Source organism: Bradyrhizobium sp. SZCCHNRI3052 (assembly GCF_032484895.1).
In the GTDB taxonomy this organism is placed as follows: Bacteria; Pseudomonadota; Alphaproteobacteria; order Rhizobiales; family Xanthobacteraceae; genus Bradyrhizobium.
The window spans coordinates 836,448-858,514 of the sequence record NZ_JAUETW010000002.1 but is presented as its reverse complement, the minus strand read 5'-3'; the positions used below and the strand labels follow the sequence as shown (position 1 = coordinate 858,514).

18 protein-coding genes are annotated in these 22,067 nt (G+C 65.9%); 3 read left to right on the top strand and 15 right to left on the bottom strand.

Annotated features, from left to right (window positions below):
- Position 1: 1 nt before the first annotated feature.
- The 3 genes from QW887_RS09110 to QW887_RS09100 form a co-directional block, all read right to left on the bottom strand.
- Entirely contained in the window at positions 2–1,483 is a 1,482-nt protein-coding gene (locus tag QW887_RS09110; RefSeq protein WP_315717230.1) for a cell wall hydrolase, read from the bottom strand.
- Positions 1,484–1,921: 438 nt separating this feature from the next.
- Positions 1,922–4,885, bottom strand: a complete 2,964-nt coding sequence (gene ppdK / locus QW887_RS09105; protein ID WP_315826960.1) for a pyruvate, phosphate dikinase — start codon at positions 4,883–4,885, stop codon at positions 1,922–1,924.
- Positions 4,886–4,991: 106 nt separating this feature from the next.
- Positions 4,992–5,147, bottom strand: coding sequence for a DUF3096 domain-containing protein (locus QW887_RS09100; RefSeq protein WP_012042558.1), 156 nt, complete (start codon positions 5,145–5,147; stop codon positions 4,992–4,994).
- A 248-nt stretch (positions 5,148–5,395) separates the two neighbouring features.
- Between QW887_RS09100 and QW887_RS09095 the strand changes: the two genes are divergently transcribed.
- Entirely contained in the window at positions 5,396–5,749 is a 354-nt protein-coding gene (locus tag QW887_RS09095; protein WP_315717233.1) for a DUF1236 domain-containing protein, read from the top strand.
- A gap of 164 nt (positions 5,750–5,913) precedes the next feature.
- Here the strand turns inward: QW887_RS09095 and QW887_RS09090 are convergent, their stop codons facing one another.
- From QW887_RS09090 to QW887_RS09055, 8 genes are all read right to left on the bottom strand, one after another.
- Entirely contained in the window at positions 5,914–6,507 is a 594-nt protein-coding gene (locus QW887_RS09090) for a class I SAM-dependent methyltransferase (protein WP_315826961.1), read from the bottom strand.
- Positions 6,508–6,509: 2 nt separating this feature from the next.
- Entirely contained in the window at positions 6,510–8,828 is a 2,319-nt protein-coding gene (gene glyS, locus QW887_RS09085; RefSeq protein WP_316194389.1) for a glycine--tRNA ligase subunit beta, read from the bottom strand.
- Positions 8,829–8,831: 3 nt separating this feature from the next.
- A complete protein-coding gene (locus QW887_RS09080; protein ID WP_316194388.1) occupies positions 8,832–9,263 on the bottom strand; it encodes an endonuclease domain-containing protein in 432 nt (143 codons plus the stop codon).
- A 285-nt stretch (positions 9,264–9,548) separates the two neighbouring features.
- Positions 9,549–10,496 (bottom strand): glycine--tRNA ligase subunit alpha, encoded by a 948-nt coding sequence (locus tag QW887_RS09075; RefSeq protein WP_315750428.1) that lies wholly within the window; start codon positions 10,494–10,496, stop codon positions 9,549–9,551.
- A gap of 128 nt (positions 10,497–10,624) precedes the next feature.
- Positions 10,625–10,816 carry a hypothetical protein gene (locus tag QW887_RS09070; protein ID WP_315717238.1) on the bottom strand — a complete coding sequence of 64 codons (192 nt, stop codon included), beginning with the start codon at positions 10,814–10,816 and terminating at the stop codon, positions 10,625–10,627.
- A gap of 105 nt (positions 10,817–10,921) precedes the next feature.
- Positions 10,922–11,824 (bottom strand): S49 family peptidase, encoded by a 903-nt coding sequence (locus QW887_RS09065; RefSeq protein WP_315717239.1) that lies wholly within the window; start codon positions 11,822–11,824, stop codon positions 10,922–10,924.
- A 242-nt stretch (positions 11,825–12,066) separates the two neighbouring features.
- Positions 12,067–12,831, bottom strand: a complete 765-nt coding sequence (locus tag QW887_RS09060; RefSeq protein WP_315717240.1) for a tRNA1(Val) (adenine(37)-N6)-methyltransferase — start codon at positions 12,829–12,831, stop codon at positions 12,067–12,069.
- On the bottom strand, positions 12,824–13,051 hold the full coding sequence (locus QW887_RS09055; RefSeq protein WP_006613556.1) for a DUF2007 domain-containing protein: 228 nt from the start codon (positions 13,049–13,051) through the stop codon (positions 12,824–12,826). Before QW887_RS09055 ends, QW887_RS09060 begins: the two co-directional genes overlap by 8 nt.
- Before the next feature lie 137 nt (positions 13,052–13,188).
- Between QW887_RS09055 and QW887_RS09050 the strand changes: the two genes are divergently transcribed.
- Complete coding sequence (locus QW887_RS09050) at positions 13,189–14,199, top strand: polyprenyl synthetase family protein (protein WP_315717243.1); 1,011 nt, start codon at positions 13,189–13,191, stop codon at positions 14,197–14,199.
- Positions 14,200–14,462: 263 nt separating this feature from the next.
- On the opposite strand, the gene QW887_RS09045 is transcribed toward QW887_RS09050, so the two are convergent.
- The 3 genes from QW887_RS09045 to QW887_RS09035 all read right to left on the bottom strand — a co-directional run bounded on the left by QW887_RS09045 (position 14,463) and on the right by QW887_RS09035 (position 19,224).
- Positions 14,463–15,365 carry a 4-(cytidine 5'-diphospho)-2-C-methyl-D-erythritol kinase gene (locus tag QW887_RS09045; protein ID WP_315717244.1) on the bottom strand — a complete coding sequence of 301 codons (903 nt, stop codon included), beginning with the start codon at positions 15,363–15,365 and terminating at the stop codon, positions 14,463–14,465.
- 162 nt (positions 15,366–15,527) lie between these two features.
- A complete protein-coding gene (locus QW887_RS09040) occupies positions 15,528–17,324 on the bottom strand; it encodes a tetratricopeptide repeat protein (protein ID WP_315717245.1) in 1,797 nt (598 codons plus the stop codon).
- A 241-nt stretch (positions 17,325–17,565) separates the two neighbouring features.
- Positions 17,566–19,224: an electron transfer flavoprotein-ubiquinone oxidoreductase gene (locus tag QW887_RS09035; RefSeq protein WP_315717246.1), complete on the bottom strand. Its 1,659-nt coding sequence runs from the start codon at positions 19,222–19,224 to the stop codon at positions 17,566–17,568.
- 305 nt (positions 19,225–19,529) lie between these two features.
- Here QW887_RS09035 and QW887_RS09030 point away from each other — a divergent pair, with 305 nt between their 5' ends.
- Positions 19,530–20,348 (top strand): uracil-DNA glycosylase, encoded by an 819-nt coding sequence (locus QW887_RS09030; protein ID WP_316167476.1) that lies wholly within the window; start codon positions 19,530–19,532, stop codon positions 20,346–20,348.
- A 111-nt stretch (positions 20,349–20,459) separates the two neighbouring features.
- On the opposite strand, the gene QW887_RS09025 is transcribed toward QW887_RS09030, so the two are convergent.
- Positions 20,460–21,968, bottom strand: a complete 1,509-nt coding sequence (locus QW887_RS09025) for a glycosyltransferase family 39 protein (protein ID WP_316194387.1) — start codon at positions 21,966–21,968, stop codon at positions 20,460–20,462.
- Positions 21,969–22,067 lie beyond the last annotated feature (99 nt).

Here is a 22,067-nt window from a genome sequence, read left to right as displayed (position 1 = left end):
ATTAGCGCCGCGTCCAGTTCGGATTGCTCTCGGCCTCGCTCTTGGCGGCCTCGGTGAGCTCGGCCGAAATGGCCGCGGTCTGCTGCGGCGTGCCCCAGCTCGGCGCGTCGCTGCCGTCGCCCCATTTCTTCGGCCGGTAGAAGGTGTGAACGCCGAACTTGTACATGCGCTTCATCTCGGCGACCCAGGACGGCCGCACCCAATAGGCATGATAGTGGGTCGACTTGCCCACCTCCGGCAGCCAGATCAGCCCGTCCAGCATGGCCTTCGCGATCTTCCTGGCGCGATCCCACATATCGGGCTCGCGGATCACATCCGGATTGTTGTCGCAGGCGAAGGTGAACTGGCAGGCGAAGTGGCGGTATTTGTTCTGGTAGACGACGCCGCACACCGTCGTCGGATAATAGCCGGAGAACGCTCGGTTCAGCACGACCTGCGCCACGGCCATCTGGCCGCGCACCGCCTCGCCGCGGGATTCGAAATAGACTGCTTCGGCAAGACACTTCTCGGACTTGAAGCGCGCCTTCTCGTCCGTGAGCCCCAACCGTTCGGCCGGAGTCCTGTCGCGCTGATTGTCGGCATTGACCTCGCCCTTCGGCGCGATGCTCTCGCCGCCATCGCCGGCCTTGGCAGCATCGTCGGCCGGATGTGACAGCACCGCCATCGGCTTGAGGTCCGGATCCGGCATCACGATCAGTGGCGCCTCGCCCGGCAGCCATGTCTCCATGGTGCCGGCAGCACCGCCCAGCGACGACGTGCCGAAATAGAGGTTGGACGTCTTGATGGTGAGGCCGTCATAGCTGACGGCGCCGTCCACCCGGATTTGATCGGCTGCAGGCTTCAGTTCGCCCGATGGCTGGATCTCGGACTTCGCCGCGTCGTACTGCACAAGCGGCGGCGCGCTCAGCGCCTCCTGCAATTCGGGATCGAGTGCAGAACGCTGCGGGAGCGGCTCCTGCGCCGGCGCTTCCGTCGTCTTGGCGCCGAACACCGAGGAATTCGAATCCGGTTGTGTCGATGGCGTGGGTGCGGGCTCGGAGGGCGCGGGCTCGACGGGCGCGGCCGATTCGGTCGGCTGCGCCGACGGCGTCGGGGGACGCACGACGAGACGATCGCCCTTCAGCGTGCGATCGACCTTGGGAAAATCGGAGGCCTGATAGCGCGGCGGAACCTGCAGCGCCGGATTGCGCGGCGTCGATCCGGTGATGTCGAGATCGCGCCCATCGAGGCTTGCGAGGCGGATGCTCACCGCCTGCGGCGCCGAGGTTCCGATCGGACGACCGAAACTATAGGTGGCGAGCTGAATGGAGGCCGCAGCCGAGAACACACGCTTCTGCCAGCGTTCGGCGACGCCCGGCTGGCGGGCGAGCAGAGAGGCGATGTCTTGATACCCGGTCTCTGTCGGCATCAGAGCGAAGACGCAGAGACCGAGTCCGAAGGACGCAAATCGCGCGCCCTTCGGATCGGGACGCAGAACTAACATCGATACGCTCAACGCAACGCTTACTGGATCGACCGAACAACAGTGCTTCCGTGCAATTCGATCTTCTCTCTTCGTATCGGGTTTAGGTTGCCGAGGAGTTAATCCGCGTTGCAATTGTGAAACAGGCAAGCGGGGAAGTTGCAGAGCGCCGAGCGATCGAGATGCTTGGTAAACAGCGCACCGACGAGAACGGGTGAACATTCAGTCAACAGATGCGGTGAATGAAAATCATCTGCACATCATGAGGCGGAGTGTTCCATCGGCCTGCGACGTTCGCTCTCTCCACTCGTCATTCCGGAGCGCCCCCGGCATGGCGGCAGTGGTGGAGAAGAAGTGCACCTTGCGTCACGTGCGCGCAGCATCGCGACGAACCCTCACCAATGAAAAAGGCCGGCAACATGTGCCGGCCTTCGTCAGATCAGATCGATCGCAGCAGGATCAGGCCTGGCTCGCGATCTCCTTGCCGAGCGCGGACTGCGCAGCGGCCAGGCGGGCGATCGGCACGCGGTAGGGCGAGCACGACACGTAGTTCATGCCGACCTTGTGGCAGAACGCGACCGAGGCGGGATCGCCGCCATGCTCGCCGCAGATGCCGACCTTGAGGTTGGGTCGCGTGGCGCGGCCGCGCTCGACGCCGATCTTGACCAGCTCGCCGACGCCCTCGCGGTCGATCGAGATGAACGGATCGATCTCGAGGATGCCCTTGGCGACGTAGGCGCCGAGGAAGCTGCCGGCGTCGTCGCGGCTGATGCCGTAGGTCGTCTGCGTCAGGTCGTTGGTGCCGAACGAGAAGAACTCGGCGGCCTCGGCGATCTGGCCGGCCATCAGAGCTGCGCGCGGCAGCTCGATCATGGTGCCGACCTGATACTCCAGCTTGGCGCCGGTCTCGCGGATCACGGCCTGCGCCATCGCGTCGATGCGCGCCTTGACCAGGTCGAACTCGGCCTTGGTCGCGATCAGCGGCACCATCACCTCGAGGCCGACGGCCTCGCCGGTGCGCTTCTCGGCCTCGACCGCGGCCTCGAAGATCGCGCGCGCCTGCATCTCGGCGATCTCCGGATAGGCGATCGCCAGACGGCAGCCGCGGAAGCCGAGCATCGGGTTGAACTCCGACAGCTCGCGAGCGCGATCGGCCAGGCGGCGCGGATCGGTGTTCATCGCGCGGGCGACTTCCTCGACCTCGGCCTGGGTGTGCGGCAGGAACTCGTGCAGCGGCGGATCGAGCAGACGGATCGTGACGGGAAGCCCCTTCATGATCTCGAACAGCTCGACGAAGTCGGCGCGCTGCATCGGCAAGAGCTTGGCGAGCGCGGCGCGACGCTCCTGCTCATCCTCGGAGAGAATCATCTCGCGCACCGTGCGGATGCGGGTCTCCTCGAAGAACATGTGCTCGGTGCGGCACAGGCCGATGCCCTCGGCGCCGAACTTGATGGCGGTGCGCGCATCCTCCGGCGTGTCGGCGTTGACGCGCACGCCGGTCTCGCGCACGGCGTCCGCCCAGCCCATCAGGGTGCCGAACTCGCCGGACAGCTCCGGCTCGATCATCGGCATGCGGCCCGCGAGCACCTGGCCGACCGAGCCGTCGATGGTGATCACGTCGCCGGTCTTGAAGGTGCGCCCGCCGATGCTCATCGTGCCGCGGCCGTAGTCGACGCGGATGGTGCCGCAGCCGGAGACGCAGGGCTTGCCCATGCCGCGCGCGACGACGGCGGCGTGCGAGGTCATGCCGCCGCGCGTGGTCAGGATGCCCTCGGCAGCATGCATGCCGTGGATGTCCTCCGGCGAAGTCTCGATACGGACCAGGATGACCTTGCGACCGTCGGCCTGCAGCTTGGTGGCCTCGTCCGAGGAGAACACGATCTCGCCCGATGCCGCACCGGGCGAGGCCGGCAGGCCGGTCGCGACCACGTCGCGCTTGGCGGCGGGATCGATGGTCGGGTGCAGGAGCTGATCGAGCGAGGCCGGGTCGACGCGAAGCACGGCGTCGTTCTCCGAAATCAGGCCCTCATTGGCGAGTTCGACCGCGATGCGCAGCGCCGCCTTGGCGGTGCGCTTGCCGCTGCGGGTCTGCAGCATCCACAGCTTGCCGCGCTCGACCGTGAACTCCATGTCCTGCATGTCACGGTAGTGCTTCTCGAGCAGCGTGTAGATCCGCGTCAGCTCCTTGAACGCGTCGGGCATCGCGACTTCCATCGACGGCTTGTCGGAGCCGGACTCGACGCGGGCGTCCTCGGTGATGTCCTGCGGGGTGCGGATGCCGGCGACGACGTCCTCGCCCTGCGCGTTGATCAGGAACTCGCCGTAGAGCTTGCTCTCGCCGGTCGAGGGATTGCGGGTGAAGGCGACGCCGGTGGCCGAGGTGTCGCCCATGTTGCCGAACACCATGGCCTGGACGTTGACGGCGGTGCCCCAGGATTCCGGGATGTCGTGCAGCTTGCGATAGGTCACCGCGCGCGCGTTCATCCAGGATGAGAACACCGCGCCGATGGCACCCCACAGCTGGTCGTGCGGGTCCTGCGGGAAGTCCTTGCCGGTCTCGTGGGCGACGGCGTCCTTGTACTTGCCGACCAGCATCTCCCAATCCTCGGAGGAGAGGTCGGTGTCGAGCTGATAGCCCTGGGTGTCCTTGAAGCTGTCGAGGATGTCCTCGAAATGATGGTGCTCGAAGCCGAGCACGACATCCGAATACATCGTGATGAAACGGCGATAGCTGTCGAAGGCGAAGCGGCGGTCGCCGGACAGCTGTGCCAGCGCTTCCACCGTCTGGTCGTTGAGGCCGAGATTGAGCACGGTGTCCATCATGCCCGGCATCGAGGCGCGGGCGCCGGAGCGCACCGAGACCAGCAGCGGGTTCTCCGGATCGCCGAATTTCTTGCCGGTCAATTTGCCGATGTAGTCGAGCGCCTTGTCGACCTGCGACTGCAGCTCCTTCGGGTAGGTCTTGTCGTTGGCGTAGAAGTAGGTGCAGACCGAGGTCGGGATGGTGAAGCCCGGAGGCACCGGCAGGCCGAGATTGGCCATCTCGGCCAGATTGGCGCCCTTGCCGCCGAGCAGGTCGCGCAGGCCGGCCTTACCTTCGGCCTTGCCGTCACCGAAGGTGTAGACCCACTTGTTCGGCTTGATCGCGGTGACCGCGCTCTTGGCCGGGGCCTTGGCGGCCGACGCCTTCGCGGCCTTGGCGACCGGCTTGGCAGCCGTTTTGGCCGGCTTCTTCGGAGCGGTTTTCACTGGCGCTTTCGGTGCAGACCTGGGCGCGACCTTGGCCGGGGCCTTGGCCACGGGCTTCGACGCCGTCTTGAGCGCCTTGCGCGGTGGAGCGAGTGCTGCGGTCTTGGCCTTGCCGGGCTTGGAAGGCTTTGATTTCGCTGTAACTTTCTTAGACTTCGCTACCGCTTTGGCCATGAGGTGCTTCGATCCGCAAATGGGAGGAGAAATCGCGCGCCTTACACCACTTTGGGCGCTGCGGCGCAAGCTCGGGGGTTCCCGACCTTGGGACTAGAACCTGGGACTAGAAGTGGAGCCACTTCAGCAGGCCCATGCCGATCAGGCCGTTCAGGATGAGGAAGATCGCGACGATCAGGTTCAAGAGGCGCGGCATGATCAGGATCAGGACGCCGGCGATCACGGACATGATCGGCGAGATATGGGCAACGGTCAGGGTCATCGACGAGCTCTGAATGATTGAAGGACGAGGCTGGGGCGATTCGATTTGGCCGGACTTTATCCTGGCCCATCGTGGCGGAATAGGAGACGCACGGCACGAGTTCCGGTTCCCCCACCGCTGGATCTGCCGCAAAAATGCCGCCGGTTCCACATGGCGTTGCGCGGAACGATGACCTGTTGCCGGCATTGGGAGCAGATGCCGGCGCGCGCCGGTCTCTCTCAGCGATCAACAGCTCAGGAGTCCCGTCCATGCGAACCCATCTCACCCTTGCTGCCCTCGTGGCCGCACTCGTGATTCCGGCGGCCGCACAGGCGCAATCCTACACCACGGGCGTCGGCCGCAGCGTCGTGGTTGAGGAGGACGCTCCAGTGATCACGGTCGAGCGACGGCCGGAGTTTCGCGAATATGTCGTCCGCGAGCGTGTTCCCAACTATGTGATCCCCGATCGCGTCGTTGTTGGCACCGTGCTGCCAGAGTCCGGTGTTACATATTACGACGTCCCGCAGCGCTTCGGTGCGACCCCTTACCGTTACACCGTAGTCAACGGCGAAACTGTTCTGGTCGAACCGCGATCCCGGCGGATCATTCAGGTTGTTGAGTAGTTATAGAGCTGCATTTGGTCGCCAACGCCCCCGCAAGCGGCCAGATGTAAAAGGCCCTGCCCGGTTCCCCCCGCCGGGTGGGGCTTACTTTTTTCGCCGTCATCGCAAGCGACGCGATCCAAGGCGACCGACGACGCCTGCTGTGAGCCAGGGCGCGGTGACGTTCAGGCAGCCGTCTTCACCACCAGGCGATGGATGACCTTGCCCGAGGAGGCGCTGACCACATCCTCGTCGAGCAGGCTCGTATCAGCTTCAAAGAGTGCGCGGATGGTTGCGATGTCGACCACCGCATAGAGCCGGCCGTGGGCATCACGCTGATCGGCCTGCTCCGTCACCCGCCAGCTCAGATACAGGACGCCACCGGGCTTCGTGATCGCGCGCATCCGCCGCACCGACGGCACCACGTCGCTGCGATCGAGATGCATCAGCACGGTCTCGCACAGCACGTTGTCGAAGCTTGCATCTGCGATGTTGGCGAGAGCGGGCAGTTCGGCACGCGTGAACGACGCGTTCGGATAGCGCGTGCGCGCTTCAGCCAACAGTCCCTCCGACGCGTCGAAACCTTCCGCAGGATACCCGTTGGCATTCAGCCAGCCGACCTCGCGGCCGCTGCCGCAACCGATGTCCGCGGTGCGGCCACCGGCGATGAAGAAGCGGAGGATGATGTCGTGCAGATCGGCCGGTGCCGGCTGCGCGTGCCAGTCGGCGGCAAACGCCGCCGCCCCATGATCATAGGCGGCGAGCGTCACACGATCCATCCTCAGCCCTCGATCTTGGAGAAGTCGGCAACGGCGCGCGTGGCGCTGCGGATTTCGTTCAGGAGCTTCAGCCGGTTTTCGCGGCTCTTGGCGTCGTCGTCATTGACCTTGACCTTGTCGAAGAACGCATCGACCGCCGGCCGCAGCTTCGCCATCGCGCGCATCGCTGCGGCGAAATCCTCCTTGGCGACGGCTGCACCCGCTTCCGCAGCGACCTCGCCGATCGCCTTCGCCAGCGCCTTCTCCTCGTCGAGCTTGTAGAGCGCGGCATCGGGCGCTCCGTCGAACTTGCGCTTGTCCTTCTTCTCCTCGATGGCGAGGATGTTGGACGCGCGCTTGGTGCCGGCGAGCAGGTTCTTGCCGTCGTCCGTCTCGAGGAATTTTCCGAGCGCCTCGACGCGGCGCACGACCATCAGCAGGTCATCCTTCATCTCCTCTTCCGGCGGAGGCTCACGATCCAGGGCCTCCTGGCTGCCGGCTGCTTCGATGAGATCGAGTTTGGCTGCACCACTTCTCACGGCATCCGACCGCCACCAAGGGGAAGGTGATGTCGCGAAAACGGCATCGACAAGATCGTGCCGGGCGCCTTGCTCACGAAGTTGCACTTTCAGACGGTCGGCGAAGAATGAGATGAGATCGACAACTGCCACTGGGACGCTGCGTCTACCAAACGTTTGCGCATCCACCCGCACAACAAACGTAGTGAACCCAGGCTTCTCACTACTCTCCACCTGCTTCACTTCGTTCCCCACTTCGCGCGCGCGAATTGCCGTAGCCAGTTGGAAAAACCAAGGCCCGCAGATACTAGCGAGGTGAAGTCGGAGATTATTTTCCAAGATGATCCGGATCACACCTAAAGCCGCGCGACGCAGCGCATACGGATCCTTCGATCCCGTCGGCTTTTCTTTGATCGCCCAGAACCCGACCAGGGTGTCGAGCTTGTCGGCGAGCGCCACGGCCACCGATACCGGGTCGGTCGGCACGCGATCACCCGGCCCCTGCGGCTTGTAGTGCTCCTCGCACGCCGCCGCGACGGACGCATCCTCGCCCTGGGCCAGCGCGTAGTACTTGCCCATCAGGCCCTGCACTTCCGGGAACTCACCGACGACCTCGGTGAGCAGGTCGGCCTTGGCGAGCTTGGCGGCGCGCGCAGTCTTCGCAGCATCGGCGCCGACCAGCGGCGCGATCTCGGCGGCGAGCTTCTCGATGCGTTCGATGCGCTCTGCCTGGGTGCCGAGCTTCTCGTGGAACACGATCTGCTCGAACTTCGGCAGCCGGTCCTCGAGCTTCGTCTTCAGGTCCGTCTCGTAGAAGAACTTCGCGTCCGACAGCCGCGCGCGGATGACGCGCTCGTTGCCGGCAATGATCGTCTTGCCGCCGTCAGTGGCCTCGATGTTGGCGGTCAGGATGAATTTCGGCGCCAGCCCGCCCGTCTTGGGATCGCGCACCACGAAGCATTTCTGGTTGTTGCGGATGGTGGCGCGGATCACCTCGCCGGGCACCTTGAGGTAGTCCGGATCGAACGAGCCCATCAGCACGACCGGCCATTCGACCAGGCCTGCTACCTCGTCGAGCAGCACGGGGTCCTCGACCAGCTCATAGCCTTGCGCAAACGCAAGCTGCTTGGCGTCGGTAACGATGGTGTCCTTGCGCCGGTCAGGATCGAGCACGACCTTGGCATCGAGCAGCTTGGCCTCATAGTCCTCGAAGCGGCGCACCGAAATCGGCGACGGCGACATGAAGCGGTGGCCGAATGTCGTCTGGCCCGCCTCGATACCGTCGACGGCGAAGCTGACGACATCGGGCTCCTCGGTTTCCAGGCCGAAGGTCGCCGTGATCGCGTGCAGCGGGCGCACCCAGTTCAGCGCGCCCGGCTTTTCCGAGCGCTTGCCCCAGCGCATCGATTTCGGCCAGGGAAAGGTCCTGACGATCACCGGCAGCATCTCGGCGAGCACGTCGAGCGTGGCGCGGCCGGGCTTCTCGATCAGCGCGACGTAGAAGTCGCCCTTCTTCGGATCGCGCTGGATCGTGGCCTCCTCGATCGAGGACAGGCCGGTGGCCTTGAGGAAGCCTTGGATCGCGGCATCGGCGCCGCCGACGCGCGGGCCCTTGCGCTCCTCCTTGAGATCAGCCTGCCGCGCCGGGATGCCGTGCACGGTCAGCGCCAGCCGCCGCGGCGTCGCGAACGCCTTGGCCCCCTCATAGACGAGGCCCTCGGCGACGAGCTTGTCGGTCACCATGCGGCGCAGATCGTCGGCCGCCTTGGCCTGCATGCGCGCGGGGATTTCTTCGGAGAACAGTTCGAGGAGAAGATCGGGCATATCTCAAGTCTCTCTGCACGAAGAACCACCCTCCCCTGGAGGGGGAGGGTCGCCTGCCAAGGGCAGGCGGGGTGGGGTGACCGCGATCTCCGTGTGAATGGCTTCGAGCACCGCCTCAGTCCTGGTCATAACGTCGTTGTTCCAAAATCGCAAAACGCGATAGCCTTCCGAGTTGAGCCAGCGCGTCCGGGCCTGGTCGCGCTGGATGTTCGCATCCTCTCCGTGCTGCGAGCCGTCCACCTCGATGATGAGGCGACGGGCCAGGCAGGCAAAATCTGCAATGTAGGGACCGATGACGACCTGTCGTCTGAAATGGGTCCCTTCGATCTCGAGGCGCCGCAGGTGACGCCACAGAATGTCTTCGGCCGCCGTCGTGTTTTCGCGCAGCCGTTTCGCGGTTCGGCGTTTGAAGTCGCTGATCGGCCGTTTGCCCATCTGGCACCTTCACCCCACTCCGCTCGCCTGCGATCAATCCTCCACCAAGTGAGGGTGATCACATCTTCCACCCACCAGCGCAGTGCCACCCTCCCCTGGAGGGGGAGGGTCGATTGCTCATGCGCAAGCATGAGCAATCGGGGTGGGGTGACAGTCTATCCATCATCAACAGTGCCCGAGCCGAGAGATCACCCCACCCCGGCACGCATCTCGCTTCGCTCGATCGCGTGCCGACCCTCCTCCTCCAGGGGAGGGTGAAGAGTCACTTCCCGCGTCGATATTGACTCAAACTCCCGCCCCGCCGGCCTCCGTATGCAGCCAGGCCTCGCCGCAGGCCTTGGCGAGCTCGCGGACGCGCAGGATGTAGCTCTGGCGCTCGGTGACCGAGATGACGCCGCGCGCGTCGAGCAGGTTGAAGACGTGGCTGGCCTTGATGCACTGGTCGTAGGCCGGCAACGCCATCTGATGCTCCCGGCGGTTACCCAGCTTTGAATTTTCTTGCCAGCCTGCGGCGAGATATTTGCGGCACGCGCCCTCGGCCATCTTGAACTGCTCGAACAGCATGTCGGTGTCGGCATGCTCGAAATTGTGCCGGGAATATTCCCGCTCGGCCTGCAGGAAGACGTCGCCATAGGTCACCTTGGCGTCGCCGTCGCGGCCGTTGAAGTTGAGGTCGTAGACGCGGTCGACGCCCTGCACGTACATCGCCAGGCGCTCGAGGCCGTAGGTGAGCTCGCCCGCGACCGGCGCGCATTCGAAGCCCGCGACCTGCTGGAAATAGGTGAACTGCGACACCTCCATGCCGTCGCACCAGCACTCCCAGCCGAGACCCCAGGCGCCGAGCGTCGGGCTCTCCCAGTCGTCCTCGACGAAGCGGATGTCGTGCACGGCGGCGTCGATGCCGATGGCGCCGAGCGACTTCAGGTACAATTCCTGAAGGTTCGGCGGCGATGGCTTCATGATCACCTGGAACTGGTAGTAGTGCTGCATCCGGTTGGGATTCTCGCCGTAGCGGCCGTCCTTCGGCCGCCGCGACGGCTGCACGTAGGCGGCATTCCACGGCTTCGGCCCGAGCGCGCGCAAGGTCGTCGCCGGGTGGAAGGTGCCGGCGCCCATCTCCATGTCGTAGGGCTGCAGGATCACGCAGCCCTGCTCGGCCCAGAACCGTTGCAGGGCCAGGATGAAGCCCTGGAACGAACGTTCGGGGCGCATGTGCGGAGGCAGCGAGTCCATCGTCGGTATCGGTCTTTCGCAGGCGTCAGAAAAGCGCGCGGACCGTATCGGCGGGGACATCAGGAATCAAGGCAATAGGGTCTCCGAACGGCGGCGACGTGCCGTCGTTCGAAGATCAGCGGCTCGCGTCAGCCCGGCCGGTAGGCGCCCGTGACGGGATCGCGGCGCAGAGTCTTGATCTCGGCGGCCTGTGCGGCCTCGGCGACGCGCGACAGCCGCGCCTCTTCGAGCTCGCGGTTGATCTTCTGCGCAGCCTTGTAGGCCCAGCGAACCACGGCAAGCCCGCCCAGCATACCCGCGAAAGCAACGAACGGCGGCATTGGTCGATCCTCGTTCATGAACAGAGCCACCCCGAATCCCATTGTCGCCGATCCCGGTTCCCCCCGCAATCCGGATTGCGAGGGGCGAAATGGCGCGCCCCCAGTCTAGAACCCAAAGCGGGCCCAGATCGCCCGGGTTTCGGCCGCGGAGATCACCTCCTCGGCCAGCCCCGTCCAGCCGAATCCCAGGCTGCCGGCGCCCGCGGCGCGGCGGCCGAGCAGACCTGACAACAGGCCGGACGCCGGCGCCACGACAGGCGTTGCGACCTTGTCGCCGAAGCGGGTGCGCAGCACCGCGCGCAGGTCGCCGATGGCGTCCGCCAGCCCCAGCGTGACGGCGCTGTCGCCGGCCCAGTACTCGCCGGTGAACAGCACATCGTCGGCGCCCTTCAGCCGGGTCGCGCGGCTCTCCTTGACCAGCGAGATGAACAGCGCGTGGATCTCGCGCTGGATCTTCTTCAGCCGCGCCACGTCGTCGGGATTCTCCGGCAGGAACGGATCGAGCATCGCCTTGTGCTCGCCGGCCGTATACAGCCGGCGCTCGATGCCGATCTTCTTGATCAGGTCCTGCAGCCCGAACGAGCCGCCGACCACGCCGATCGAACCGAGGATCGAGGACGGATCGCAGAAGATCTCGTCGCCGGCGCAGGCGATCATGTAGCCGCCGGAGGCCGCGACATCCTCGACGAACACGAGCACCGGCAGCTTCTTCTCCGCCGCGAGCTGACGGATGCGCAAGTAGATCTGGCGCGACTGCACCGGCGAGCCGCCGGGCGAATTGATCACCAGCGCCACCGCCTTGGCGTTGCGCATGGAGAAGGCGCGCTCCAGCACCTTGGCGACGCCCGCAAGCGTCAGGCCCGGCCGCAGCGGCGTCACCGCGCCGATCACGCCGGACAGGCGGACGACCGGTACCACCGGTACGCCGCGCAGCCGCGCCGGAAGCAGCGCCTTCAGCCGATCGAAGAGCCCGGCTGCATCGCTGGGTTGTGTCAAATTGTCCACCATCCTGTTACCTCGGATTAACCACTTTTTATCGCGCCGCTGCCATTCAAAGGGCTGGAACGAGCCTTGCAATCTCCTGGGCAATCGCACGGCGAGCCAAGGTGCAGAGTGCGGCGGAGGAATACATGAAGGTCTACCTGTTGATGCTGCTGATCGGTACTCTATTGACTGCGATCCGTTTCACGACGGTAACCGAACGCCAGTCCGAAGCTCAGACGCAATAACGCCCGACCACGATCAACCGTTCAGGGGGTGCTCAAGGCCAGCGCCCCCTGCCCCGACAGCACCCGCACGGCCTCGTCATTCGGCACGCCTGCCGCCTCATTCAGCACCACTCCGGCGAGAAGCTGGGTCGGCGCCCGCCCTCCCTTAACGGCCCTGACCAGGATACGGATCGCCGGCTTGCCCGCCTGGCCGTGAACCGGTTGAACGGCAAGACTGCCGAAGCCGCGCGCCAGCGCCGCGACAACCCCGCTCAAACCATCGGCCCGCCAGATCAAGGTCAGCACGCCACCGGATTTCAGCATCCGCCGCGCGGCATGCGTCCAGATCTCCAACGTCGTCGCCGTTGCCATGTGCGCGGTCGCGCGCGCGGCCTCGGGCGAGGCACGGTGACGCGCGGCATCGTGGAACGGCGGATTCATCAGCACGACGTCGACACTGTCGGGCCCGAGCCCTGCGGCCGCGAAAGCGGCCGCGTCCGCGGCGACGTCCAGCACCACGACCTCCGCGGGCAAGGCATTGGCGCGTGCGTTGTCGCGCGCGAGGCGCGCCAGATCCGGCTCGCGCTCGACCAGCGTCAAGCCGAGACCGCCCACGCGCCGGGCCAAGGCCAGCCCGGCCGTCCCCACGCCGGCACCGAGATCGACCACCCGCTCGCCCGAACGCGCGGCCGTCGCCGCCGCCAGCAGGATTGCGTCGTGGCCGGCGCGATGGCCCGTCGTGGGCTGCCGCAGCCGCAATTGGCCGCCGAGCACGGCGTCCTCGGAGATGTCGACAGCGTCACTCATCAGGGCGCAGCTCATGCGCCAGCCCGGCGTCGGTGAGAAGCCGCCGGGCCTGGAGATTGTCGTCCTCATGCACGAGGATCCGGCGCGGCAGGATGCCGAGCGAGCCCTCGATGATGCTCATGTTCTGATCGAGGACGAGGTGATGGATGTCGGCGCCATCGAGCAGCGCCCCGATCGCCGAAACCAGCACGATATCATTGGTCCGAACCAATTCCTTCAATCGTTATGTCTCCATGCGGGCTTGGGTCAAGAAGGGCTTCGGTCAACCAGGCTTGGGTCAAGGTTCCGTGTCTGCCCTTGCCGCCTGCGGCCGCAGTTTCTATTGTCGTTTCGAGCATAGCAAAATCGGAGACCAGAGTGGCGGTTATCGTACCTTTCGAGAGTCCATCGGGAGCCTCCATCGATGGGCTGGTCGCGCTGGTCGCAGCCGACATGGAACGGGTCAACGCTACGATTTTGTCGCGCACCGGCTCGGACGTCACGATGATCCCGGAGGTCGCAAACCACCTGATCTCCTCCGGCGGCAAGCGGTTGCGGCCGATGCTGACGCTGGCGATGGCGCATCTCACAGACTACACCGGCGACGGTCACGTCAAGCTGGCCGCGGCCGTCGAGTTCATGCACACGGCGACGCTGCTCCATGACGACGTGGTTGACGAGAGCGAAATGCGCCGCGGCAAATTGTCGGCGCGCATGCTGTGGGGCAACGAGGCCAGCGTGCTGGTCGGTGACTTCCTGCTCGGCCAGGCGTTCCGCATGATGGTCGAGGTCGGCTCGCTGCGTGCGCTCGACATTCTCTCGGCCGCCGCCGCCACGATTGCCGAGGGCGAGGTGATGCAGCTTGCCGCCGCCAAGAACACTGCAACCACCGAGGACGAATATCTCGCCGTGATCCGCGGCAAGACCGCCGAGCTGTTCGCCGCGGCCTGCGAGGTCGGGCCGGTGCTCGCCGATCGGCCCAAGGCCGAGCAGACCGCCTCGCGGTCCTTCGGCATGAATCTCGGCATCGCCTTCCAGCTCGTCGACGACGTGCTCGACTATGGCGGCAAGGCCGCCAAGCTCGGAAAGAATGTCGGCGACGATTTCCGCGAGGGCAAGATCACGCTGCCGGTGGTGCTGGCGTTCCGCCGCGGCAGCGACAGCGAGCGTGCCTTCTGGATCAAGGCGCTGGAGCGCGGCGAGATCAGCGATCACGATCTCGACCATGCGATCGGGCTGATGAACAAGCATCGCGCCTTGGAGGACACGATCAGCCGCGCGCATCACTACGGCGCCATGGCCGTCGACGCGCTGGCGCTGTTTCCGGCGTCACCGATGAAGACCGCGCTCGAGCAGGTGGTGGCGTTCTGTTTGGCCAGGTCGCATTAGTTGGTGAATCTGGGCCTGCCCTTCGTGATGTCATGCCCCGGCGCAGGCGGTGTGCGTTAATGCGCCCTCGCCCCTTGTGGGAGAGGGCATGCAGGACAGAGCAACAAGCTCGCTTGGGTGAGGGGTATGCCTCAGCAAGCGCGGCGTCCGCGGACAGATGCCCCTCACCCAACCCAGTACGTGGATGAGCCGGCGATGCCCTCTCCCACAAGGGAAGAGGGCGCTGTATCGGGAAGCCGCTCGCCGCTAGTAAGTAATTACGACTAACTCAACGTCCCCGCATGCACCCACCATTCGGGGTGCGCGACGGCGATCTCTGCGCCGGCGGCCTTCGCGTCGACCTCGCTGCCGTAGATCGCAAAGCATGTGGCGCCAGAGCCGGACATGCGTGCCAGCAGCACGCCGGCGCTCGCACGGAGAGCGTCGAGCACGGTGCCGATGATCGGCTGCACCTTTAAGGCTGGCGGCTCGAGATCGTTCTTCACCTGGTCGAGCGCGGCGCCCCAATGGGCGATGGTGGCACCGGCCTTCGGCCAGGACGGCGCCGTGAGAACATCCGTCACGCCGACCAGCAGATCGCCCGGCTTGAGGCCGAGCGCCTGGAACACGTCCTTGGTCGCCACCGGCACGCGCGGATTGATCATCACGCAGGGCAGGACGGGAAGCGCGAGCGGCTGCAGGTTCTCGCCGACGCCGGTCATGGTGCAGGCGTGCGAGGGCACGCAAACCGGCACGTCGGCGCCGGTCTTCAAGGCGACCGCAGTGAGGCGCGGGTCGTCCAGCGACAGGCCATTCAGCTTCGCCAGCAGCCGCAGCGCCGCTGCGGCATCGGCCGAGCCGCCGCCGATGCCGGCGGCGACCGGCAGCACCTTCTCCAGCGTGAAGGCGCCAAGCTTCAGGCCCGGAACGGCCTCCGCAAGCAGCCGCGCCGCCTTCAGCACCAGATTGTCCGTGGTCTCGCCGCAGGCCTCCGCGAGCGGCCCGGTTGTCGTCAGCCTCAGCTCCGGGCCCGGCACCAGCGTAAGCTGGTCCGCGCAGTCGGCGAAAGCAACGACGCTTTCGAGATCATGGTAGCCGTCGACCCTGCGGCCGACGACCCGCAGGGTCAGATTGACCTTGGCGCGCCCCTGCTCCTGCAGCGCGCCGGTGACCGTGGACGCCAACATCGGCGCAATGCCCCCAGCATGTTCGGTGGCGGATCCGGTATCGCGCTCGGCCAGCGGCCGAAACGAACGTGGCCGGCACCGCCACACGCTTCATCAAAATCATCCGGGCTCCCCGGCAAGCCGAGGAGCCCGTGATGGCTCTCACCTCGTGATCAGGGCGACCTAGCCGCCCTTGCCGTCGTCCTTCTTGGCGTCGGACGGCGTGTCCTTGCTGTCGTTGCTCGCCGCGGCCGGCGCCGGATCGTCGGTCAGGCCGTTCTGGATCTTGGCCTCGATCTTCGGCAGCTCCTCGGCCTCGGGCTTCAGGTCGCGGGCATGAGCCCACTGGAACTTGGCTTCCAGCTTGCGGCCGATCTTCCAATAGGCGTCGCCGAGATGGTCGTTGATGGTCGGATCCTCGGGCTTGAGGTCGATCGCGCGCTCGAGGTTCTTCACCGCCTCTTCGTAGTTGCCGATGCGGAAATAGGCCCAACCGAGCGAATCGACGATGTAGCCGTCGTCCGGGCGCTGCTCGACCGCGCGCTTGATCATCTTCATGCCTTCGTCGAGATTGACGCCCTGGTCGATCCACGAATAGCCGAGATAGTTCAGCACGTGCGGCTGGTCGGGCTGCAGCTCGAGCGCCTTGCGCATGTCGGCCTCGGCCTTCGGCCACTGCTTGGAGCGCTCCAGACAGATACCGCGATAATAGTAATAGACGCTGTTGGCCTTGTCGTTGTTGGCGGGCAGCGAATCGACGCCGAGCGAATAGGTCTTGGCGCAATCGGCGAACTTCTTGCGGCCGCGCTCGATGTTGCCGAGCGCCATGATCGCCTCCAGGTCCTTCGGATCCTGGGCAATCACGTCCTTGAGGATCTTGATCGCCTCGTCGCTGCGGTCGGCGCTGTCGAGATCGGTCGCCAGCTGGATCTGCGCATTGCGCTTCAGCGGCGAGCTCGCCGGCACCCGCTCATAGACCTTGATCGCCATCTGCGGCTTCTTCACCGTCTCGTAGAGATCGGCGAGTGACAGCAGCGCCAGCGGATGATTCGGCTGCAGGTGCAGCGCGAGCTGCAGATAGACCAGCGCCAGATCCTCGCCGCCGCGGCGACTCAACGTGGCGCCGATGCCGTACAGCGCCTCGGCGGCGCCGGCCTGGGCCGAATCGACCAGCGGCGGCAGCTTCCTGCCGGCCTTGGTCTCGCGCAGTCCCTCCTGCACCAGCGGATGGCGCGCGAGCTTCTTGTCGAAGGCTTCATAGATCGCGGTCGCCGCCGCCGCATCCTTGTTGCGCGACAGCCAATGCGCATAGGCCTCGGTGATGCGCAGCATCGAATCGTCGAGCTTGTAGGCGCGCTCGAACCGCGTGCCGGCGTCCTTCTCCTTGCCGGCCAGCTCCAGGATCATGCCGGCATGAAGATCCTTGAACAGCGGATACCATTCGGGACCGGTCAGCTTGTCGATATTGGCGACGGCGGCCTTCGAATCGCCCGCGCCCGCCGCGGCCCACGCCGACAGCAAGGTGGCGACGAGATCGGTGATCGGCCCGCGCACCGACTGGTTGATGTTGGTCTGGGCGGCAGCGTATTTCTTCTGCTTGATGTCCTGCACGCCGACCACGAGACGCGCGATGCGGTTGGACTTGTCGATCGTGAGCACGCGCTCGGCCAGCTTCACGGCCTCGTCGATATCGCCATCGGCGACCGAGGAGATGAAGGCGCGGTCGAGCAGCTCGTTGTTCTTCGGGTCGCTGCGTAGCGCCGAGCGGTAGAACGCCGCCGCCGAGGCCGCGTCGCGCTCGACGCTGGCGTGGCGGGCCGCCAGATAGCTGCCCGACGTGGTGAGCGACTTCAGATCGACGCCGGTCGGAAATTTTGCGGCGTTGTCCGCAGGATGATCCGGCGTCTGGGCCAGGACGGCACCGGGGATCAGCAAGGCAGAAACGGCAATTGCGGTCCAGCGATTGCGAATTGACAACATCACGGTGCGCTCTGGTTGTTGGAAATGACGGATCGGTACGGACACGAACCCGATCGGCAGCTCTTCAAGGCGCCGACAATGCCGCGTTTGGCGGCCAACCGCAAGGATCTGCAGGATATTCGGGTCAGCCGGGAGCCCCTTTGGCGAAGGTGACCTGCGTCAAACCGCGCCAGTATGGCCGTATCGTGGCCGGCTGCCCTCCCCGGAGCAGCCGACTCACGCAATCGTGCGTTATACGAGGCTACATCGCCTCGTAGTTCGGCCCACCGCCGCCTTCCGGAGGAACCCAGGTGATGTTGCCGTTGGGATCCTTGACGTCGCAGGTCTTGCAGTGGACGCAGTTCTGCGCGTTGATCACGAAGCGCGGGCTGGTGCCCTCCTCGACCCATTCGTAGACGCCCGCCGGGCAATAGCGGTTGGACGGCCCGGCATAGACGTCGTGCTCGGAGCTCTTCTGCAGCGCCATGTCGGCGACCTTCAGATGCACCGGCTGGTCTTCCTCGTGATTGGTGTTCGACAGGAATACCGAGGACAGCCGGTCGAAGGTCAACTTACCGTCCGGCTTCATCGCCGGCTTCGGCTTGTGCGCCTTGGCGGGATCGAGCGTGGCGCGATCGGGCTTGACGTGCGACTGGGTGCCAAACAACGAGAAACCGAGCGTGTTGCACCACATGTCGAAGCCGCCGAGCGCGACGCCGAGCACCGTGCCGAACTTCGACCATAGCGGCTTGACGTTGCGGACCTTGAACAGATCCTCGCCGACTGGCGAACCGCGCCAGGCGTTCTCGTAACTGACCAGTTCGTCATTGGCGCGGCCGGATGCGAGCGCGGCATTGACGTGCTCGGCCGCGAGCATCGCGCTGCCCATCGCGTTGTGCACGCCCTTGATGCGCGGCACGTTGACGAAGCCCGCGGCGCAGCCGATCAGCGCGCCGCCGGCGAACGACAGCCGCGGCACCGACTGGTAGCCGCCCTCGGTGATCGCGCGCGCGCCGTAGGCTAGCCGCTTGCCACCCTCGAACACGCCGCGGATTGAGGGATGGGTCTTGAAGCGCTGGAATTCCTCGAACGGCGACAGATAAGGATCGTCGTAGTTCAGGTGGACGACGAAGCCGACCGCGACCAGGTTGTCGTCGTAGTGATACAGGAACGAGCCGCCGCCGGTCTTCATGTCGAGCGGCCAGCCGAACGAGTGCTGGATCAGGCCCTTCTGGTGCTTGGCCGGATCGATCTGCCAGACCTCCTTGAGGCCGATGCCGAATTTCGCCGGCTCGCTCTTGGCGTCCAATGCGAACTTCGAAATCAGCTGCTTGGACAGGCTGCCGCGCGCGCCCTCGGCGAACAGCGTGTACTTGCCGAGCAGCTCCATGCCGCGCGTGAACGAGGCTTTCGGCTTGCCGTCCTTGCCGATGCCCATGTCGCCGGTGGCGATGCCGCGCACCGCGCCCTGCTCGTCATAGAGCACCTCGGTGGCCGCGAAGCCCGGATAGATCTCGACGCCGAGCGCCTCGGCCTTGCGCGACAGCCAGCGGCAGACATTTCCGAGCGAGCCGATGTAGCAATGATGGTTGTCCATCAAGGGCGGCATCGCGAAGCCCGGCAGCGAGATCGCGCTGCTCTCGGTCATCCAGAAGAACTTGTCGACCTTGACCTGGGTCTTCAGCGGGCAATCCTCGTCCGACCGCCAGTCGGGGATGAGCTTGTCCAGCGCCGCCGGATCGATCACCGCACCAGACAAAATGTGCGCGCCGACCTCGGAGCCCTTCTCGACCACGACGATGTTGAGGTCGGCATTGAGCTGCTTCAGCCGGATCGCGGCAGTCAGGCCCGACGGGCCGGCGCCGACGATGACGACGTCGAACTCCATGGATTCGCGCGGAGGTAACTCTTCGGTGCTCATGTCTCTCAATCTCAGGCCCGGCCGGTGCAGTGGATTTGACCTTTGCATCCCCCTGGCGCGTGCAAAGGTCAAACCCGGAGCTGCAACAGCAACAATGACTTAACTAGGGTTCCTGGAGGCGCCGGCGGTTCGCTGATGGGCTGGTCCTGAGGGGGAGCGAACGCTGGCGCCGGAACACTAGGGCGTTCCGTCCCTTTTTTGGGTTATTCCAAGCTCTTGTTTCCGATTTTTCGGGGCAGGACAACCACCGAAATGCATTCCGCCATGCGCCGAGGCGGCGTACATTGTTGCCACGATCGATCATGATGACCCCCGAGCCCCTCCCCGACGTCCGCCAACTGCTCGCCTTCTATCTGGAGGCCGGGGTCGATTGCGCCTTGGCCGACGAGCCGATCAACCGGCTGGTGGAGCCTGAGGCCGCATCCCCTGCCGCTCCTGCCGCCCGTCCGGCGGCGGCGCCGCAAGCCGGCCGGCTATCCGCGCCGGCGATCATTGCGCCGCGCGGCGAACCGCCGCCTCCGCCGGAAGCGGCCGTCGCCTCGGCCCGCGAGGCGGCGCTGACAGCGCCGACCCTGGAGGCGCTGCGCGAGCTCCTGGAGACTTTCGACGGTTGCGCACTGAAGCAGACGGCGTCGCGACTGGTGTTCGCCGACGGCAATCCGCAGGCGCGCATCATGCTGGTCGGCGAGGCGCCCGGCCGCGACGAGGACATCGAGGGCCTGCCATTCGTCGGCCGCTCCGGCAAGCTGCTCGACCGCATGATCGGCGCGATCGGGCTCGACCGCAGCAAGGTCTACATCGCCAACGTCATTCCCTGGCGCCCGCCCGGCAACCGGACGCCGACGCCGCAGGAGACGCAGATCTGCCTGCCGTTCATCCGCCGCCAGATCGAGCTGGTCGATCCCGACGTGCTGGTGACGCTCGGCAACCCGTCGACGCAGGCGCTGCTCGGCACCACCGAGGGCATCATGCGCACGCGCGGCAAATGGCGCGACTACGACACCGGCAAGCGCACCATCCGCGCGATCGCCACCTTCCATCCGGCCTATCTGTTGCGCTCGCCGTCCTACAAGCGGCTGTCATGGCAGGATTTGCGCGCGATCGCGAAGGTGATGGCGGTCTGAGCCGAACTCCCTCCGCGTCATTGCGAGCGAAGCGAAGCAATCCAGAATCCCGCCCAAGCCTCTGGATTGCTTCGTCGCTTCGCTCCGCGCAATGACGGCTTATGGAAAGCGCTACGGTCCCTTCGGCCGCACGATGGCCCAGCCGATGCGCAGCACCGGCTGGCGGCCATTGATCAGCCAGTCGAAGCTGCGCGGCACCTCCGGCACCAGCCCAGGAAAGCGCTGGGCGATCTCCGGCGGTGGGGTGCCGACCGTGTCGGAGGCGCGCCATACCACGACGCCGCCACTCTCGGCGAATTTGGCCGGCGTAACCCAGGGCGTCCGCTGCGGGGTGGCATCGAGGAACAGATGCGCGCGGCGGCGGCCGAGCGCGACCAGGCTGGCGAGTTGCGGATCGCCGGCGACCGCCTGCAGCGGCTGGTTGGTACGGCGCTCAAAACTCTCGACGAAGAAACGAGAGATGTCGCGGGCCGGCATCGCCGTCGCGACCTCGCGGTCGCCGAGCAACGGCAGCACCACAGCGCTGCCCGCCGCGAGGATGGCGGGCGCGGCGATCGCAACCGCCCAGACCAGGCGCAGCAGCCGCTGCCGCCGCAGATAGATCAGATCACCCGACGCGACCACCAGGGCAAGGCCGACCATGGTCAGGGTCACGGCAGTGCCGCCGAACACGGTCGAGAGGCCGAACAGGCCGGCGATCAGACTGCCGGCCAGCGCCGGTGCAATCGCGAAGCAATAGACGAAGTCGCGCGCGAGCGGCGGCACCGAGCGGCGATAGATGATCGGCGCATCGGTCTCGCCGCGATTGATCCAGCCGGCGTCGAGCAGCACCAGCAGCAGCACGGCCGAGATCGCCAGCAGCAGCTCCCCCGCCAGCGCGAGCCAATGCCAGGCGCGCGCCGAGAGCTCGGCGAGAACGGGCAGCGCCGGTAAGCCTACACTGTCGGAACGCAGCACGAAGATGAGATAAGGCAGCGCCAGCGCCACCACCACCAGCAGCGCGAACAGCGGATCGAACGAGCGCAGAACGCGGCGGCCCTGCGCGGTCGAGACCACGAAGCCCGCGATCAGCAGCAGCAGGCCGGCGGCGGCCGGCGTGGTCAGCAGCAGCAGGCCGGCCTCGATCGACCAGGCAAACCAGGCGTTGCGCCGGCCCTCGCCGAGAATCCGCCAGCTATGGAGCAGCAGCAGCGCCCAGAGCGGACGCGCCAGCACCTCCGGACCGAATTCCAGCGTGGGCGCACCGAACGCGGTGATGGTGATGGTCAGCAGCACGGCAAGCACCGCCTGCTGGCCGCCGACGATCGCCCCCGCCAGGAGATACATCACCCACAGACTGAGCGCCGAGCACAGTACAGCCAGCACGTAGACGCCGAGCAGATGATTGCCGGCAAGGCGATAGGCGACGTCCGACAGCCAGAACGACAGCGGCGGCCCGAGATCGGTGCCGACCTGGTACTCGCGTCCGAACGCGATGGTGGTGGCAAGCTGGCCGGGCGGGCTGCGATAGAACAGCATGGCCACGCCGAGCCACATCAGGGCCTGGCACAGCACCACGATGACGACGACCAGCCGCGGCCTTGCGCGGATCAGTTCGACAACCAGGGACGTGAAACGCATGAACGGCTGGATCGCTTGGCTGAATCGCTGAGGACGTCGAGGAGGCCGGCAGGACCGTCGCTCATCCGCAGCAGCCTCGCTGTCCGACGCCCGCAATCG